This window comes from Paramicrobacterium chengjingii (assembly GCF_011751765.2).
GTDB lineage: Bacteria > Actinomycetota > Actinomycetes > Actinomycetales > Microbacteriaceae > Paramicrobacterium > Paramicrobacterium chengjingii.
The window spans coordinates 2,510,050-2,524,872 of record NZ_CP061169.1 but is presented as its reverse complement, the minus strand read 5'-3'; the positions used below and the strand labels follow the sequence as shown (position 1 = coordinate 2,524,872).

The following is a 14,823-nucleotide window of genomic DNA, read 5'->3' as shown; positions in this document are numbered from 1 at the left end:
AAGAAATGCTTGTTGCAGTCGATCCGAGAACGGGAACCGCAGTCCGTGAGGTTCAGGCGGCCGATGCGGGCCAGGTCGAGGGCATTCTCGCGGCGGCGGCCGATGCCCAGCCGGCCTGGCATGCACTGGGTTACGACGGTCGGGCGAAGGTGCTTCACGCTGTTGCCGCGCATCTGCGTGAGCACGTGAACGAGCTGGCGCCGCTCATGACCGAAGAGCTGGGCAAGCCCAAGAAAGAGGCGCTCGGCGAGGTTGAGAAAGCTGCCTGGTGCGCCGAGCATTACGCCGACAACGCCGAAAGCTACCTCGCCGCAGAGACGATTCACTCCGATGCGACGCACAGCTACGTGCAGCACCTGCCGCTCGGAACAGTGCTCGGCATCCTGCCTTGGAACGCGCCGTTCTGGCTCGCGCTGCGCTTCGCGGCACCGGCGCTCATGGCGGGCAACACGTGCATCATGAAGCCAGATCCTCATCTGCCGGGTTGCGCCGAGGCGATCGAGAAGGTGTTTACGCAGGCGGGAGCTCCGGCCGGCGTCTTCCAGTGTCTGCTCATTGAGACGCCAGACGTTGCCGACGTGATTCGCGACAGTCGCATCCACGCTGTCTCGTTCACCGGGTCAGACAAGGGAGGGTCAGCCGTCGCGAGCATCGCGGCGAGCGAGATCAAACCCGCTGTGCTCGAGCTTGGCGGCTCCGACCCGAGCATCGTGCTTGCCGATGCAGATCTCGACACGGCAGCCGACACCATCACGCTGTCGCGCATCATCAATGCCGGGCAGTCGTGCATCGCCGCGAAGAGAATCATCATTGAGGATGCCGTCTATGACACGTTCGTCGACAAGCTGCGTGAGCGGCTCGCTGCCCTGACGGTGGGCGACCCCCGCGAGATCAGCACTGACGTGGGTCCGATTGCCCGCGACGACCTGCGGCAGAACTTGCACCGTCAGGTGACGGAGACCATCGCGGCTGGTGCACGCTGTCTGCTGGGAGGGGAGCTTCCTGGCGGGGACGGTTTCTTCTACCCGGTGACGCTTCTCGCCGACGTCACGAACGAGATGGTCGCCGGCTGCGAAGAGACATTCGGGCCGATCATGGTCGTGATGAGAGCATCGGATGCCGAGGAGGCGCTCGCGATTGCGAACGACACCGACTTCGGGCTCGCTGCCAGCGTCTGGTCGACGCGTGAGCGCGGTGAAGCGCTTGCACCGCGCATCCAGGCGGGTCAAGTGTCGGTGAACGGGATCGTGAAGACCGACCCGCGGTTGCCGAGTGGCGGCATCAAGCGATCAGGTTATGGTCGCGAGCTTGGTCCGCACGGCATCCACGAGTTCGTGAACGCACAGCAGGTGTGGGTCGGTCCCAAGCACGACTGACGTCCGGATGCTGCAGGGGAGCAGCGCCGCTGCGGGTGATGAGCCCGATTAGCGCTGTGGTGCTGCAATCCTCTACACTTGTCCGCGGTGACGTGTCCGAGCGGCCGAAGGTGCGACTCTCGAAAAGTCGTGTAGGGCAACCCCCTACCGTGGGTTCAAATCCCACCGTCACCGCCACCCAGAACCCCCGAGAGTTCGCGGAATCACGCGGAAGTTCGGGGGTTTTGCCGTGCCCGAAGTCTCGTAGCTCATGGCTCGGCCACCCGAGCCATCGCTCGCACATATCACTCTGAAGTATCGATCGGTTTTATACCACGGTGTGATGTGGTGAGAGTCACAAGCTTCCTATCGTCATGGCATGGACGTCATCAACGAATTCGTTTTTCAGGCCGCGGCATCTCCGTGGTTACTGCTCGTCATGTTCGCGGTGGCGGTAGTTGACGGCTTCTTTCCGCCGATTCCGAGCGAGACAGTGCTCGTGGCCGCCGCTGCCGCCGCAGCATCCGCTGGAGCAATCCCGACGGTGCTGGTGCTCTGCCTCATCGCGGCCGTTGGTGCGACGATTGGCGACAATATCGCCTACGCGATCGGCCGAGGCATCGGGACCAGTCGCTTCCATTGGATGCGCGGACCTCGTGTGTCTGCCGCTCTCGGGCGCGCTCAGGCGTCGCTCGAGCAGCGTGGTGCTCCGTTCATTCTCGGGGCCCGGTTCATTCCGGTCGGTCGGGTCGCTGTCAACATGAGTGCCGGGGCGCTGGGTTATTCGTGGCGTCGCTTCCTTCCATTGAGCGCGATAGCGGCCGTGAGCTGGTCTGTGTACAGCGTGTTGATCGGCGTTGTCGCGGGGCAGTGGCTCACGGATCAGCCGCTCCTAAGTGCCGTGATTGGGGTCGTCGTCGCCGTTGTGATCGGCATTGTCATCGACATGGTCGGAGCAGCTCGACGCCGCCGCACCGAGACGACTTCATCGGGCAACACGCAGAAGACTCAGCTTGCGCACGTATCACTCGAGCGTGACATGGTCGAACAATGCGCGTGAAACATGTGTTGGGCGGGCAGATTCTTCCTGCTCGCCCTCTTTGTTTCCTCAGCGACTAGTCGGCGCTGTCCCGAGCTGGATGAGCTGAGGTGACGGTGCGCAGCACGATCCCGCATTCCCGTTGCCCTCTGGGGCGTCGAACACCCCAGAGCCTCCGCACACTCCCGTATCGGGGAGCACGAGGTCAACCCGTTCTGCTGCTTCCCTGTCGCCAGCGAGTTCCGCCACAACGCTGCGCACCTGCTCGAAACCCGTCAACGCCAGGAAGGTGGGTGCTCGTCCGTAAGACTTCGCCCCCACGATGTAGAAGCCGGGCTCGGGATGAGCGAGGTCGGCAGCGCCCGTAGCCCGGACTGATCCACACGAGTGGAGGTTCGGGTCAACCTCAGCGGCAATCCGAGCAGGAGCCTGGAGTCGAACATCGAGGTCGAGTCGAACCTCGGAGAGGAACGAGGGGTCGGGCCGGAAGCCAGTCAGCACGAACACGCGGTCGGCTGGTGTGAGCATCCGTCCGTCCTCGGCAGTCAGAACGGCTGTCATTCCGTCGACGGAGACACGTTCGGTGCGGAAGCCGGTGACGAGTTGCACGTGCCCTCGCTGGACGGCCTGCTTCGCACGCTGTCCGAGTAATCCTCGCTCGGGAAGTTCATCTGCAGCTCCGCCGCCGAAGGTATTGCCGACGGCGTCTCGGCGCAGTACCCAGGAGACCCGTGTGCTTGGCTCTCGCTCGACGATACCGGCGAGAGTATTCACTGCCGTTGCAGCGGAGTGGCCGCTCCCCACAACGACCACATGCTTTCCGGCGAGGGCTGCAGTGTCGTCGCCGTTCGGAATGCGGTACTGCACGACGTCGGCATCCTGGGCTTCTCGTTCTCCCAAGGCTGGGAGTCCATCTGCTCCGGCGGGGCTCGGGTTGCGCCAGGTGCCCGAAGCGTCGATCACGGCAGAAGCTTCGATCCGCTCTTCGCCGTGGGCATTCTGCACATGCACGGTAAAGGACTGCTCGGCGCGACCTTCGTCCACCGAGAGATCTCGGCCTGTGCGACCCACCCCGATTACTCGGTTCCCGTAGCGAACACGGCTTCCCAACTGCTCCGCAAGTGGAGCGAGGTAGCCGTCGATCCACTGTGCTCCGGTCGGAAAGCCCGTAGCGGGTGCTGTCCAGCCGGTCGGTTCGAGGAGGCGGCGGGCTGCCGCATCCGTCAACTCGGGCCAGGGCGAGAAGAGCCTCACATGGCCCCACTCTGCCACTGCGGATGCTGCATTCTCGCCCGACTCCAGCACGAGCGGTTCGAGGCCTCGCTCCAGCAGATGGGCGGCTGCTGCCAAGCCCTGCGGGCCAGCACCGATCACGACAACGGGGCTCATCCCTACCTCCATACATTGATGTTCTTCGATATGACAAGCGTTGCTCACCCATCGACAAATGTCAATATGTCGTGCACAATGGAGCCATGACCACTCTCCCGGCCGCCACAGAGTCCGTCGGCTCTGAGGCTTCCTGCTGCACGCACGAGGCGGATGCGCTGGTCGATGACGACACCGCTCGGGAACTCGCTCGAGTATTCAAGGCGTTGGGCGATCCGACCCGGGTGAAGCTTCTCGCGCTTATCACGGCGAGTGCGGAGGGCGAGTTGTGCGTGTGCAACCTCACGGAGCCCGTGGGGCTCTCGCAACCAACAGTTTCCCACCACATGAAGCTCCTCGTCGAGGCGGGGCTCGTCAGCAGGGAACAGCGGGGGCGTTGGGCCTACTATCGGCCCACAACCGGCGCACTCACGCAGGCAACGAGGAGCCTCACTGGCTGACGGTTGAACTGGAGTTGCCTGTCATTGAGCGGGCCCGCCTGGCCGCGAAAGAACTTCTCATCGTGCTGTGGAGAGTCGTGCAAACGCCGCACTGACCCACCGTGCATAGGCATGCCACGGGTCGCCTCCGTCAGCGAGCCGCGCTGCATGCTCGAGAAGCCGGGGCGCAGCGGTAAACCATTCGCCGCCTTCTCGCAGGTCTGCGAACTGCTCGTGCCGAACCCGCTCGAGTGTGCGATCACCCCGCTCGAACGCCAGGAGTTCGTCGTGCCACAGTGCGGTGAGACGTTGCCGCGGCTTATGTGACGTGCCGATTTTCACTCGATCGGCAAACCGAATGTAATACACGATATCGACACGTGGTCGGGGGAGGTCAGAGTCGGGAACATCGCCACATCGCCACGTGCAGACGCCGCAGTGCCAGCCATCAGCATGGCGGATGCCGCGTCGCTCGCCGCACAGCAGACACGGCCCGGGCATTGTGCCGCCTAAGGTCATGAGGCAAGGCTACGTCGACCGTCAGACACAGCGTTCTGGCACAGCATTTAGACACAGCATTTGGACACAGCATTCCGACGCTGCATGGGGTGTCGGAATAGACTGGGCTCTCGGCCGGAGGAGATATTCGTGGACATCAACGACGTGGACCCCCGTCTGCGGGAGGCCACGCGAAAGTCGACGACATTCAACCTTGAGCACCGTGTCATTCTGGCGCTTGGCGGCTCTCTGTCGAAGCTTATCCCGGGAAAGCGCGTCGACGGCGTCGAACGTCGCCTGGTGCGAGAGGGCGACCTTCGTCTGCGCGTGTATATTCCGAGCGAGCCAACGGGCGGTGCGCTGCTGTGGTTGCACGGTGGCGGTCTCATTCTCGGATCGGCTGCCTATGATGACGATCACTGTGGTGAGACCGCGCGCGAAACCGGTGCGATCGTCGTCTCGGTCGATTATCGGCTTGCTCAGAAGCATCCGTTTCCCGCTGCGCTCGACGACTGCGCTGCGGGATTCGCGTGGCTGCGCAAAAATGCGTCGGAACTCGGCATCGATCCTTCCCGCATTGTGCTCGGCGGACAGAGCGCGGGCGGCGGCTTGGACGCGTGCCTCGTTCAGCGACTGTATGACGAAGGCATTCATTTGGCCGGGCAGTGGCTGTTCTGCCCCATGCTCGATGACCGAACGGCGGCCGATCGCTCGCTCGATGAGCAGGATCACTTCATTTGGAACAATCGGGCGAATCGCGTGGGTTGGCGCTCGTATCTCGGCGAACGCGTTGGCGCACCCGAGCTTCCCGAGTACGCGTCAGCGTCGCGTCGCGGCAATCTGGGCGGGCTTCCGCCGACGTGGATGTATGCGTCGACAATTGAGCTTTTTCACGACGAGATCACCGACTACGCCCGCCAGCTCGAGCTGGCGGGCGTTGACGTGACACTCGACATCGTGGCGGGCGCTCCGCACGCATTCGAGGCATGGATGCCGAAGAACACTCTGTCACGCGACCTGATCGCTCGCGCTCATGAATGGCTCGCCTCCCGGCTCGCCAAGCCGTAGAGTGAGCAATCCGCTGCGGGCACCGGGCGGAGGTACCCTCGAACGCGGGGTTGAAAGATGCTCATGTTCGCGTCAGTGTGGACTGGTGATGAGTTCCCCTTTCTCGTCACGAAGTCGCGGTTGAGGTAGCCGTAACGGCGCTGGCGAAGGTCTTGCGAGGTCACAACCCGATTCACAGCACTCTGCACGCGCAGAGCCGTGCCCCTTCTCGCACTGAGTGCCTCGAGAAGGGGCACGATGCTGCTGCGGTGCCGACGAGCTGCTGCTTGGCAAGCTCATCGCACGTTCGGCCCGGCGTGAGTTCTGCTCAGTGCCGCAGGTGTGAAAGCACGAGGCCGATTGGGATGCTGATGACGACGACGAGCAGCACGAGCCGGAACACCCAGAGCGCCGCAGTTGCGCGGCCGACCCCACCGGATCGCACGGCGAGTGCAAACACGATGAGTGCGATCACGAGCACTGCGCCGCCGATGTCAACGATCACCGGCTGGCCGACGACCGTTCCGCCCAGCACCGCGAGGCTGCCCAGCACCCACGCGCCGATCTCGATCGTGATAGCGCGGCGTGTGACCTGCCGCGTGAGCAGCGATTGTGTCACGCCGAAGAAGATCAATGCGACGCCGACGATGAGCACGAGATAAGCCGATGCCCACGATCCATGCGTGAGTTTCAGCGGCGAGGTTACCGCTGCGAGTAGCCCGCCAGCGATAATCGCTGCGGTACCCACCCACAAGAACGGGATGCTGCTGCGACGAATGGCCAGGTTGCTGTCGCTGTGATCCTGCGTCACGGTGCCTGCTCGCTATTCGGCGTCGGGACGCCGAACGATCTTAATGCGCCAGCGTTCTGGGCCTTCGTCGAGATACGTGCTTTCGAAGACATCAGGATGCTTGCGCCCGAGCTGTGCGAGCAGCGGAAACGGGTTGTGGGTCGCCGAGATGATCATTCCCGAGCGAGGTGCGAGGCTCTCGAGTGCGCCGAATATCGCTGCGTGACGAACGGCGTGGGGGATCGTCTGCACATCGAGCTCGGGAAGCGCTTCATCGGGTTCGCCGCACGCGCATCCATCGTCGTGAGAGTCAGTGTCGTGAGAGTCCGTCGAGTTTAAAGAGATGGGCTGCTTCATACTCTCGAACGTAGCACCGCGGCACCGACAGGTGGGCCCGGTTACCCAGATAAATCAGCCCACGCTGCTGATCAGCATCCGGTATCGGCGTCTGTGCGCGACCAGGCGATCGCGATGAGCTGGCGCAGCACCTGTTCGTCGACATCATCGAGGGACTTCACGTAGACGCATCCGGCGCCTTCTGTGTATTTCCCGAGCGACGGCAGCAACTCTGCGCCGGCGGGCAGATCCTTCAGCCCATACAGAGACAGCGACGCCTTACGCGGCGAGAACCCAACCTTCGGCCAGGCTCCCGTTGTGCGCGGATTGGCAGGGGAGACATAGCGATAGCTTCCGTAGCCCACGATCGACGGCCCCCACATGGATGGTTCTACACCGGTGACGTCGCGCATGATCGCGTCGAGCCGATGCCCGTCGGCGCGGCGCCGGAGGGGAGTCGCACGATCGATGAACGCGTGCACCGAGGCATCCGTCGGCTTGGTTTTCGGCTCGGCCATGCTTCAGAGTATCTCGGTTCGGGCACTCGGTGCGGAGCATCGGGTGACCTGCTTCGAAGCGTGCCTGCTCAGGGACCGGCGCAGACCAGTGGCTGGCGCTGATCATAGACTGGCCTTGTGACTCAACCCGTGACTGACACCGCACCCGCGCTCGGCCTCCTCTTAGACGTCGACGGCCCGATCGCCAGCCCCGTGTCCCGCTCGATTGCCATTCCCCGCATCGCGAGCGACCTGGCAGAGCTTGCGAATGCCGGAGTGCCGATCGCGTTCAACACCGGTCGATCCGACGGGTTTCTGCGCGAGCAGGTTGTGCCTCCGCTGCTCGAGGCCGGGCTATCGCCCGATGCCCGACTCTGGGGAGTCTGCGAGAAAGGTGCTGTCTGGATGTCGATCTCGGCCGACGGCACAGGTGAGGTCAACGTCGACAACGCGCTGACGGTGCCCGACGTCGTCGCCCGCGATATCGAGATTCTCGTGACACGCGACTATGCCGACCTGATGTTCTACGATCACACGAAGCGCGCGATGGTCTCGATCGAGCAGAACACCACAGTCTCGAACGAACGGTATCTCGCGCGTCAAGACGAGTTTGACGCCCAGATCGCCGCCATTTTGCAGCGTCACGGGCTCGGCTTCGAACGAAAGGGCGAGAAGACACCGGATGCCTCGGGGGCCATCGACTACCGCATCGATCCCACCATCATCTCGACCGACGTCGAGTCGATTGGTGTGGGCAAAGATCTCGGCGCCGGGCGTGTGATCGACTTTCTGAAGCGCGAAGGCGCTGCAGTGCCCAGGCGGTGGCGAACGATGGGCGACTCGCGCACGGACTATGCGATGGCCGATTGGCTACACGAACACGGCTATGACGTGGCGCACGTCGATGTGCGACCGAGCGACGGGGTTCCGCACACACCGTATCCTGTGCGGCACCATGACTCGCTCATCCACGATGAGGCGGGCGCAGAGTACCTTGTGCGCTGGGTGCAGATGGTGCGTGGAGAGGCAGAAGACGACGCCGACGTCTGACACACTTTGCGTGTTGCGGAGAACACTTACCTGTTCAGCAGCGTGGTCAGGTAGAGCTCCGCGACAGCCGGGGCATTGACGGTGACGGCGGCATCGCTGCGGGCGATCGGCGTCGCCAGGTTGTGCTCGTCGGCCTCGCCGGTACGACGGCGACGGTCGATGACGGTCTGCCCGCGCGTGAATCCGCGGGCGAGCTCCACCTCGATGCGCGCGATGTTGGCAGCCGTACGAGGGTGCAAGCGCAGAAAGAGGGCGATGTTCGTCAACGGAGCGAGGCTGATGGCGGCCGCGTTGTGTTTCTTGCCCTGAGTGCGTCTGCGCTGATAGTAGGCCGCGGATTCGGGGTCGCAGTTCGATGCGACCCATGCGGAGCGGAATAGCGCGTTTTTGAGTTGCTTGTTACCTGATCTGGCCGGGTGTTCGCCCCGGATCGACTTCCCTGAACGTCTCGTCACTGGCGCGATGCCGGCGTAGGCGGCGAGGTGTCCGGCGGTGGGAAAGGTGGAGCCGTCTCCGATGGTCAGGAGGATGGTGGCGGCGGTCTTGGTCCCGATTCCTAGCATCGAGATCAAGACCTCGCGAAGAGGGAACGCATCAAGCAACTCCTCGACCTCGGCGGCGAGCTCGCGACGCTGCTTCTTGAGGGCGGCGATCTGGTTGGCGACGCGAGGGATGATCTTCTCTGCCGCGGCCGTGCCGATCACGACCGCGGACTGCTCGCTCAACGCGGTGAAGACGTCATCCACGAGCGCGTCGACACCGCGATGCTTGGTCTTGCGTGCCCAAGCTTTCACTCGTGCTCGCCCTGCCGTGATGAGTGCGGTCGGTCCGCCATAGCGGGCGAGTAGATCGAGGGAGAGCTGGGTGGTGAGTCTCGTGCCCGTGAAGACACGCTCGAGTGCGGGATGGATCTGCAGCAGCAGCGACCTGATGCGGTTGATCTGGCGAGTGCAATCGCGGGCAAGATCATCGTCATAGCCGGCGAGGACTTTCAGACTCGCCAAGACCTCGCTATCGCGATCGACCGTGCGGAGTGTATCGGGCATCTTTAGAGCGGTCGTCGCGATCACGAACGCGTCGCGAGCGTCAGTTTTAGCGTCTCCCGGCAACAGCTGGGCGGCTTTGCGCATCGCGAGACCGGGCAGATAGGCGGTAATGGGGGAACCGAAGCTTGTCGGCTCCATGTTTGCAATGCCTGGCTTCAGTGGCTCAGTAAGCTCCACCAGTGGCTGCCACGGTGCAACCCATGGTCATATTTGCGGGCATATTTTTGGCAATTTTCAGCGGATAGGAATGCTCCTTAATCGAAGCGCTACCGCCGGTCATCAGGCAGAGACTGCTCTAGCTGACCAGCGGATTCGCCAGTTGGAAAACGGCGCTCACCCCCGAACGTCGGACTCAACAGGCAGGATGGAAGAATGGAAATGATGCCGATCTACATCGCAGTGTCTTCTACGCGGTTGGCGTGATTCTCATGGTCGGGCCGGGGAAAGGTCAACGCCGGTTTTCTTCACCGGTGCAGTGGTTGGCATCCTCGGGATAGTGGCGATGTTGGCGTACACCATGCTTGATGGCCTCGATGTCTTTGAGATCGTGCTGTTCGTGCTCTGGCTCTTCACTATCGCAACGACTATCGGATATGCGATCCGAAGCAGAGCGAAGCAGCACAGAAACACAGCCAGCAACAACCAGTGACAGGACACACCGACCGTATAGCCGGTGCGAGATACCTAAGCCCCTCACACGCCCCGGGTGCTGCTGAACTACGTAGTGAACGTTGCGAAGGTACAACGGATATACGATTCGGCCATCGCCGGGCGAAGGAACACCATATGAGTGTCTGGGACCCGATAGGTGAAGAAATCTCTCGCGCAGGGAGAGGCGCTATCGCCGTTCGGAACGAGGGTTACTGAGCTCTTTTGGCCGTGTGCTTGGATCGCTACTCCAACTCGGGAACCCTTTGCACAGTGAAGTCTGGCCCAAGCTCCTGCCGTACTCTCTTCGTGAGCGCTTCACCCGTCGAGACATAGTAGTTTTTTGCCTCTTCGGAAGGCCAGCCGTTCTCGTCGTCGTAGGTGTAGTTGAAAAAGCGCGCCCACTCGAGCAGCTGCCGGACTAACTCGTTGCTCAGCTTGTGCGTTGTCAGCCCAAACTCATAGTCGGAATCCTTCCGAACAGGCCAGCCCGTGTAGGGTATTCCGACCTCAACTGGCCCTTGTCCTACTCCCATGGTGCGTTCCGCGTACAGTCCTGATTTGTGGTGGGATATGACGTTATCACTCGGTTGTTAGTCATGGACACAATGACGGTCGGATTGACCGTGAGCAGGAGATTCCCGTCCGAATCCTCAATGTAAACGGGCGTCGTATAACAACCCTTGCCACCGAATTCGACTGTCCAGTTGCCTGGCCCAGTGAGCGTCATCATTGTGAAACCATCCATCAAGTCGTCCCAAGGCACGTCGCCACCGCCAGCGGCTTCGACGATCTGGTCTATTCTCTTCTGCCATTGGCTTTGATGCTCCTGCTGTATGTGGTGCCACCCGTAGCGTGATTTGTCTATATTCGGGCCACATTGAAGGTAGACGTTTCCCCTGCCTTTGGAACGCCTGAATACTGAGAAAGCGGGTATTCAGCCTGTGGAAACGGCCCAAAACATGCAGCCCAGGCAGTGGAATCATCAATTAGCCGAGGATCAATATTTCCGTCATTCTCATCTTTCTCCGGGATCAAATTCTTGAACTCGGACGCCGACAGAGTCTCTCCAGTCACGCCATTTTCGATGGTCCAGTCGTCACCGATACCCGAACTGCCATCTGCATACGTTGTCGATGGTGCCGCCAGCGGGATCAATCCCGCCAAGACGAGAGCCGCTACCGGACGCATTGCATTGCGTCACGTAACCACAAGTCCTCCTCGTTGAGTCGTGTGTGTCATTTCCGACACTCTCCAATCCAGATAAGTGGCACAACACCCACGTTTGGGGGAGCGTCGATACCCCTAAAAGAGTGCTATTAGCCCATCCGACCAGATAGCCGCAGGAATACCGCGTCAAGTTTGTATGGCTGACAAAGGCCCTGATAGTGGGGATATTGAAGCATCTCGCGGCCTCTCCCTGGGTCGGCCACAGCGACCAGCCCCGCGAATCGGACTACTTAAAGGGGAATAGGCATGAACCCATTGTGCCGCACGCGCGTCAGCGGTTTCGGCAGCCCCGCAGGCGAGAATTATTCGCGGAAGCGGAGGCGTGACAGGGCGGCAGCAGCGGCGAGGGCGGCGATCAGGATTCCGGACGCCGTCGCCGCCAGCGAGACCGACGTCGCCGAGGCGAGGACACCCGCGGCAACAGTGGGAACCCCAAACGAGAGGTACGAGGTGACGTAGATGGCGGCGAAGAGCCCCGCGCGTTCGCGTTCGGGAGTTTTCGGAGCCAGCGTCCCGACGACGCCGTAGAAGCTCGTGCCAAATCCGACACCGATGACAATGACGGCCAGGATGTAGCCGGGCAGCGCGTCGGCGGCGAGGGCGGCCAGCGCCAGCATCGTGCCGACCGCGAGTGCCGTCGCTCCGGCGATCGACACGATGCGCGGAGTGAGTCGTCGGAGAGTAACGACCGCGATGGCGCCAGCGGCGGGAAGGATGGCGACGACGGCGCCCTGCAGCAGTGAGCTGTTGTTGTGGAAGCGTTCGATGATGATGCTCGGGCCGAGCGAGAAGAAGAGCCCACCCGTGGCCCAGCATGCGATGAGCGCCGGAGCGCTCACCAGAAACAGCGTGCGAACGGGTCGTGGAACTGAGACATGTGGAATCAGCGAGCGGCGAACCCCCGCGCGTCGAGGGGACGTCTCGGGAAAGAGCCAGACAGCGGCGGCGAGACCGACATACACGACAGCAAGGGCGTTGTAGGTGAGAGGCAGTGGGAGGCGAAAAAGCGAGACCGAAACTCCGCCGATGAGCGTGCCGAGGGCGAGTCCAATCCCCGGCGTTACAGCGTTGAAAAGCGCGCCGCGGCCCGGATGGCGAAACGACGCTGCATCGAGTAGCAGCGCAGAGAGTGCGGGAGTCAGCAGGCCGCTCGCCGCGCCTTGCAACGCTCGGGCGCCGAAGAGAGCAGGTGCCGAGTCGACAGCGGCGACGACGACCGCGCCCAGTGCGAGTGCCACGAACCCGACGCTGATAACGCTGCGGCGCCCGACGTGGTCGGAAAGCGATCCGGCGACGAGCAATGCGGCGAGCAGCGTGACCGCATAGATCGCGAAGACCAGCGAGATGCCAAGGGGCGTGATCTCGAGACGCTGTTCGAGAATGGGGTAGAACGGCGTCAGCGCACTGGAGGAGGCGAGCATCCCGCCGATCGAGCCCGCGGCGAAGCCGAAGGCGACGGTTCGTTGCCGACCTGCCACGTGCGGGCCGTCGGGAAGTGGGAGCGGTCGAGTCGTTGTCACGCGTTCTCCAAAGGTTCCAGAAAAGTCGAACTATTGGAGCATAGAGCGTGCCGCCCTATTGTTCAAGTATTATCGAACTATGCCTCCGGTGAACGAGCTTCAGCATCCAGACCGAGACGCACTTGTCTTGGAAGACGTGCTCTTTGCGCTGAGCGACCCCGCGCGACTTGATCTTGTTCGTCAGCTGCGCGAATCCTCCCTGACCGCGGCCAGCTGCACGACGCTAGACCCGGCGATGCCCAAATCAACGAGATCGCACATGCTCAAAGTTCTGCGAGAGGCAGGCGTGATCCGCAACGTGCCCGAGGGTCGCAATCGCCGACTGTCGCTGAGGCGAGAAGATCTGGACGCCCGATTCCCCGGGCTGCTTGACGCCGTTCTTTAAATTAGGTTAGCCTTGCCTCGCTTGGAGGCTCAATGGTTAATTGGCAGCGCGGTGTGCTTCGCGCGATGAACGTTGCGAATCACCCCGTCTCGGTCACGAAGGTTGTTGAGGTGACGCCGCGTTATCGCCGACTCCGGTTCTCGTCGCCTGACCTGGTCTCAGAGCTCGAGGTGTTTCCGACCGCGTGGCTTCGCTTATGGGTTCCCAATCCCGAACGTGGCGAACATCACTTGAGCCAGCGTGGCTATACGTTCACGGGAGTGGATGTCGACGCGGGAACGTTCGATCTTGAGTTCGTTCTGCACGAGACGAAGGGCCCCGCGGGAGACTGGGCACGGGATGCTGTCGTGGGAGACACGGCAGAGGTGGCGCTCACACCGGCCAAGATCGCCATTCCCGAGGGCACACGCGAACTCGTGCTTGCGGGCGATGTGACGGCGCTTCCGGCGATCAACAGTTGGCTCACCGACATTGACGAGTCCGTGCAGGCGCGAGTGTTCATCGAAGACGGCCATGACGATCGAGAGCAGCTTCCGATTGTGAAGCGCGCGGGAGACACCTGGGAGTGGATCACACCAACCCAGACGCGCGGTGAGGCACTTGCCGATGCACTGCGCGCCAATGTTGAGCAGTCGGCTCGCCAATATGCGTGGGCGGCGGGAGAGCGAATGCTCGTGAAGCACGTGCGGCACGTGTTCAAAGAGCACCTCGGTCTGCTGCGCGGGCAGCGCTTTTCGCAGAACTACTGGATCGAAGGACGCTCGGGCGGCTGAGCGCCTAACGTTGGCAGCGGGGGCACCAGAACGTCGTACGCTCGCGCCCGGGCTCGCCCAGCATCCGGTGTTCAATGAGCGTTCCGCAGCGCAAGCACGGCCTGCCCGCACGTCCGTACACCCAACTCTGCCTGCCACGGCGGGTATCGCCGGTCGTCGTGCGCTCGACGCGGTCACGGTTCGCCGTGATCAGACGGTGCGCGAGGGCGATCAGGGCGGATGCATCAGTGTCGGCGACACGAGACTCAGGCCGGATGCCGCGAATGAAGCAGAGCTCGTTCACATATTCGTTGCCCAGACCGGCGAGCGTGCGCTGGTCGAGCAGCGCTGACGCAATGGATCGCTCCGGCTGTGCGCGCAGCCTGGTTGTGGCTTCGGCAGCGGACCAGTCGGGACCGAGCAGGTCGGGGCCGAGATGCCCCACCACCGCGTGCTCGTCGGAACGAGGCAGCAGTTCGACGACGGCGAGCTCGAATCCCACGACGGAATGCTCGGCAGTCTCGATGATTGCTCGCGCGGTGTGAGCGGGCCGCTTCCAGCGTGCACCGCGGGCGTAGATGTGCCAGTCGCCCTCCATGGCGAGGTGCGTGTGCAGGGTCAGATCGCCGGCGCGAAGCAGAAGGTGCTTGCCGCGACTCACCACCTGGTCGACGGTGCGACCCGTGAGGTCGCTCGTCGCGTGCGCGGGCACGCGCAGCTCCCACCGCTGGATGACACGATCGGCAAGCACCTGATCGAGATGGCGGGCTGTGCGATAGACGGTGTCGCCCTCAGGCATGGGGAGGCTCACACATGCTCATG

The 14,823-nt window shown here is 62.6% G+C and carries 16 protein-coding genes, 1 tRNA gene and 1 pseudogene; 9 read left to right on the top strand and 9 right to left on the bottom strand.

Annotation, left to right across the window (positions count from 1 at the left end; translation table 11 throughout):
- Window positions 1–5 precede the first annotated feature (5 nt).
- The 3 genes from HCR76_RS12275 to HCR76_RS12265 all read left to right on the top strand — a co-directional run bounded on the left by HCR76_RS12275 (window position 6) and on the right by HCR76_RS12265 (window position 2,415).
- A complete protein-coding gene (locus HCR76_RS12275; RefSeq protein WP_166990833.1) occupies window positions 6–1,376 on the top strand; it encodes an NAD-dependent succinate-semialdehyde dehydrogenase in 1,371 nt (456 codons plus the stop codon).
- Window positions 1,377–1,462: 86 nt separating this feature from the next.
- Window positions 1,463–1,553 (top strand) — tRNA-Ser (locus HCR76_RS12270).
- 181 nt (window positions 1,554–1,734) lie between these two features.
- Window positions 1,735–2,415 carry a DedA family protein gene (locus tag HCR76_RS12265; protein ID WP_166990830.1) on the top strand — a complete coding sequence of 227 codons (681 nt, stop codon included), beginning with the start codon at window positions 1,735–1,737 and terminating at the stop codon, window positions 2,413–2,415.
- 48 nt (window positions 2,416–2,463) lie between these two features.
- Here the strand turns inward: HCR76_RS12265 and HCR76_RS12260 are convergent, their stop codons facing one another.
- A complete protein-coding gene (locus tag HCR76_RS12260; protein WP_434063569.1) occupies window positions 2,464–3,783 on the bottom strand; it encodes an NAD(P)-binding domain-containing protein in 1,320 nt (439 codons plus the stop codon).
- A gap of 86 nt (window positions 3,784–3,869) precedes the next feature.
- On the opposite strand from HCR76_RS12260, the gene HCR76_RS12255 reads away from it, so the two are divergent.
- Window positions 3,870–4,223, top strand: a complete 354-nt coding sequence (locus HCR76_RS12255) for an ArsR/SmtB family transcription factor (RefSeq protein WP_166990824.1) — start codon at window positions 3,870–3,872, stop codon at window positions 4,221–4,223.
- A 57-nt stretch (window positions 4,224–4,280) separates the two neighbouring features.
- On the opposite strand, the gene HCR76_RS12250 is transcribed toward HCR76_RS12255, so the two are convergent.
- Entirely contained in the window at window positions 4,281–4,721 is a 441-nt protein-coding gene (locus tag HCR76_RS12250; protein WP_166990822.1) for a GIY-YIG nuclease family protein, read from the bottom strand.
- Between the two features lie 129 nt (window positions 4,722–4,850).
- Here HCR76_RS12250 and HCR76_RS12245 point away from each other — a divergent pair, with 129 nt between their 5' ends.
- Entirely contained in the window at window positions 4,851–5,768 is a 918-nt protein-coding gene (locus HCR76_RS12245) for an alpha/beta hydrolase (protein WP_166990819.1), read from the top strand.
- A gap of 307 nt (window positions 5,769–6,075) precedes the next feature.
- Here the strand turns inward: HCR76_RS12245 and HCR76_RS12240 are convergent, their stop codons facing one another.
- From HCR76_RS12240 to HCR76_RS12230, 3 genes are all read right to left on the bottom strand, one after another.
- A complete protein-coding gene (locus HCR76_RS12240) occupies window positions 6,076–6,558 on the bottom strand; it encodes a hypothetical protein (RefSeq protein WP_166990816.1) in 483 nt (160 codons plus the stop codon).
- 12 nt (window positions 6,559–6,570) lie between these two features.
- Complete coding sequence (locus HCR76_RS12235) at window positions 6,571–6,894, bottom strand: DUF2249 domain-containing protein (protein WP_166990813.1); 324 nt, start codon at window positions 6,892–6,894, stop codon at window positions 6,571–6,573.
- A gap of 71 nt (window positions 6,895–6,965) precedes the next feature.
- Window positions 6,966–7,391, bottom strand: a complete 426-nt coding sequence (locus HCR76_RS12230; protein ID WP_166990809.1) for a DUF1801 domain-containing protein — start codon at window positions 7,389–7,391, stop codon at window positions 6,966–6,968.
- Between the two features lie 117 nt (window positions 7,392–7,508).
- Between HCR76_RS12230 and HCR76_RS12225 the strand changes: the two genes are divergently transcribed.
- Window positions 7,509–8,420, top strand: a complete 912-nt coding sequence (locus HCR76_RS12225; protein WP_235934228.1) for a Cof-type HAD-IIB family hydrolase — start codon at window positions 7,509–7,511, stop codon at window positions 8,418–8,420.
- A gap of 269 nt (window positions 8,421–8,689) precedes the next feature.
- Here HCR76_RS12225 and HCR76_RS12220 read toward each other — a convergent pair.
- Window positions 8,690–9,568, bottom strand: a pseudogene (locus HCR76_RS12220) (IS110 family RNA-guided transposase); the annotation flags it as partial.
- A gap of 394 nt (window positions 9,569–9,962) precedes the next feature.
- On the opposite strand from HCR76_RS12220, the gene HCR76_RS12215 reads away from it, so the two are divergent.
- On the top strand, window positions 9,963–10,115 hold the full coding sequence (locus HCR76_RS12215) for a hypothetical protein (protein WP_198248048.1): 153 nt from the start codon (window positions 9,963–9,965) through the stop codon (window positions 10,113–10,115).
- Window positions 10,116–10,359: 244 nt separating this feature from the next.
- Here the strand turns inward: HCR76_RS12215 and HCR76_RS12210 are convergent, their stop codons facing one another.
- Window positions 10,360–10,650: an immunity protein CdiI family protein gene (locus HCR76_RS12210; protein ID WP_166990799.1), complete on the bottom strand. Its 291-nt coding sequence runs from the start codon at window positions 10,648–10,650 to the stop codon at window positions 10,360–10,362.
- 996 nt (window positions 10,651–11,646) lie between these two features.
- Entirely contained in the window at window positions 11,647–12,864 is a 1,218-nt protein-coding gene (locus HCR76_RS12205; protein ID WP_166990795.1) for an MFS transporter, read from the bottom strand.
- A 79-nt stretch (window positions 12,865–12,943) separates the two neighbouring features.
- Here HCR76_RS12205 and HCR76_RS12200 point away from each other — a divergent pair, with 79 nt between their 5' ends.
- Together HCR76_RS12200 and HCR76_RS12195 are read left to right on the top strand one after the other, a co-directional pair.
- Window positions 12,944–13,249 carry an ArsR/SmtB family transcription factor gene (locus HCR76_RS12200; protein WP_166990793.1) on the top strand — a complete coding sequence of 102 codons (306 nt, stop codon included), beginning with the start codon at window positions 12,944–12,946 and terminating at the stop codon, window positions 13,247–13,249.
- Between the two features lie 32 nt (window positions 13,250–13,281).
- Window positions 13,282–14,022 (top strand): siderophore-interacting protein, encoded by a 741-nt coding sequence (locus tag HCR76_RS12195; RefSeq protein ID WP_166990790.1) that lies wholly within the window; start codon window positions 13,282–13,284, stop codon window positions 14,020–14,022.
- A gap of 4 nt (window positions 14,023–14,026) precedes the next feature.
- Here the strand turns inward: HCR76_RS12195 and HCR76_RS12190 are convergent, their stop codons facing one another.
- The gene (locus tag HCR76_RS12190) at window positions 14,027–14,800 is read right to left on the bottom strand and encodes a DNA-formamidopyrimidine glycosylase family protein (protein ID WP_166991711.1); all 774 of its coding nucleotides are present in this window, start codon (window positions 14,798–14,800) and stop codon (window positions 14,027–14,029) included.
- Between the last annotated feature and the right edge of the window lie 23 nt (window positions 14,801–14,823).

What these genes read in the sequence shown, in the direction of transcription:
- HCR76_RS12275 (WP_166990833.1), top strand. Translation starts at nt 6, where the DNA reads ATGCTTGTTGCAGTCGATCCGAGAACGGGAACCGCAGTCCGTGAGGTT.
- HCR76_RS12265 (WP_166990830.1), top strand. Translation starts at nt 1,735, where the DNA reads ATGGACGTCATCAACGAATTCGTTTTTCAGGCCGCGGCATCTCCGTGG.
- HCR76_RS12260 (WP_434063569.1), bottom strand. Translation starts at nt 3,783, where the DNA reads ATGAGCCCCGTTGTCGTGATCGGTGCTGGCCCGCAGGGCTTGGCAGCA.
- HCR76_RS12255 (WP_166990824.1), top strand. Translation starts at nt 3,870, where the DNA reads ATGACCACTCTCCCGGCCGCCACAGAGTCCGTCGGCTCTGAGGCTTCC.
- HCR76_RS12250 (WP_166990822.1), bottom strand. Translation starts at nt 4,721, where the DNA reads ATGACCTTAGGCGGCACAATGCCCGGGCCGTGTCTGCTGTGCGGCGAG.
- HCR76_RS12235 (WP_166990813.1), bottom strand. Translation starts at nt 6,894, where the DNA reads ATGAAGCAGCCCATCTCTTTAAACTCGACGGACTCTCACGACACTGAC.
- HCR76_RS12230 (WP_166990809.1), bottom strand. Translation starts at nt 7,391, where the DNA reads ATGGCCGAGCCGAAAACCAAGCCGACGGATGCCTCGGTGCACGCGTTC.
- HCR76_RS12210 (WP_166990799.1), bottom strand. Translation starts at nt 10,650, where the DNA reads ATGGGAGTAGGACAAGGGCCAGTTGAGGTCGGAATACCCTACACGGGC.
- HCR76_RS12200 (WP_166990793.1), top strand. Translation starts at nt 12,944, where the DNA reads ATGCCTCCGGTGAACGAGCTTCAGCATCCAGACCGAGACGCACTTGTC.
- HCR76_RS12195 (WP_166990790.1), top strand. Translation starts at nt 13,282, where the DNA reads ATGGTTAATTGGCAGCGCGGTGTGCTTCGCGCGATGAACGTTGCGAAT.
- HCR76_RS12190 (WP_166991711.1), bottom strand. Translation starts at nt 14,800, where the DNA reads ATGCCTGAGGGCGACACCGTCTATCGCACAGCCCGCCATCTCGATCAG.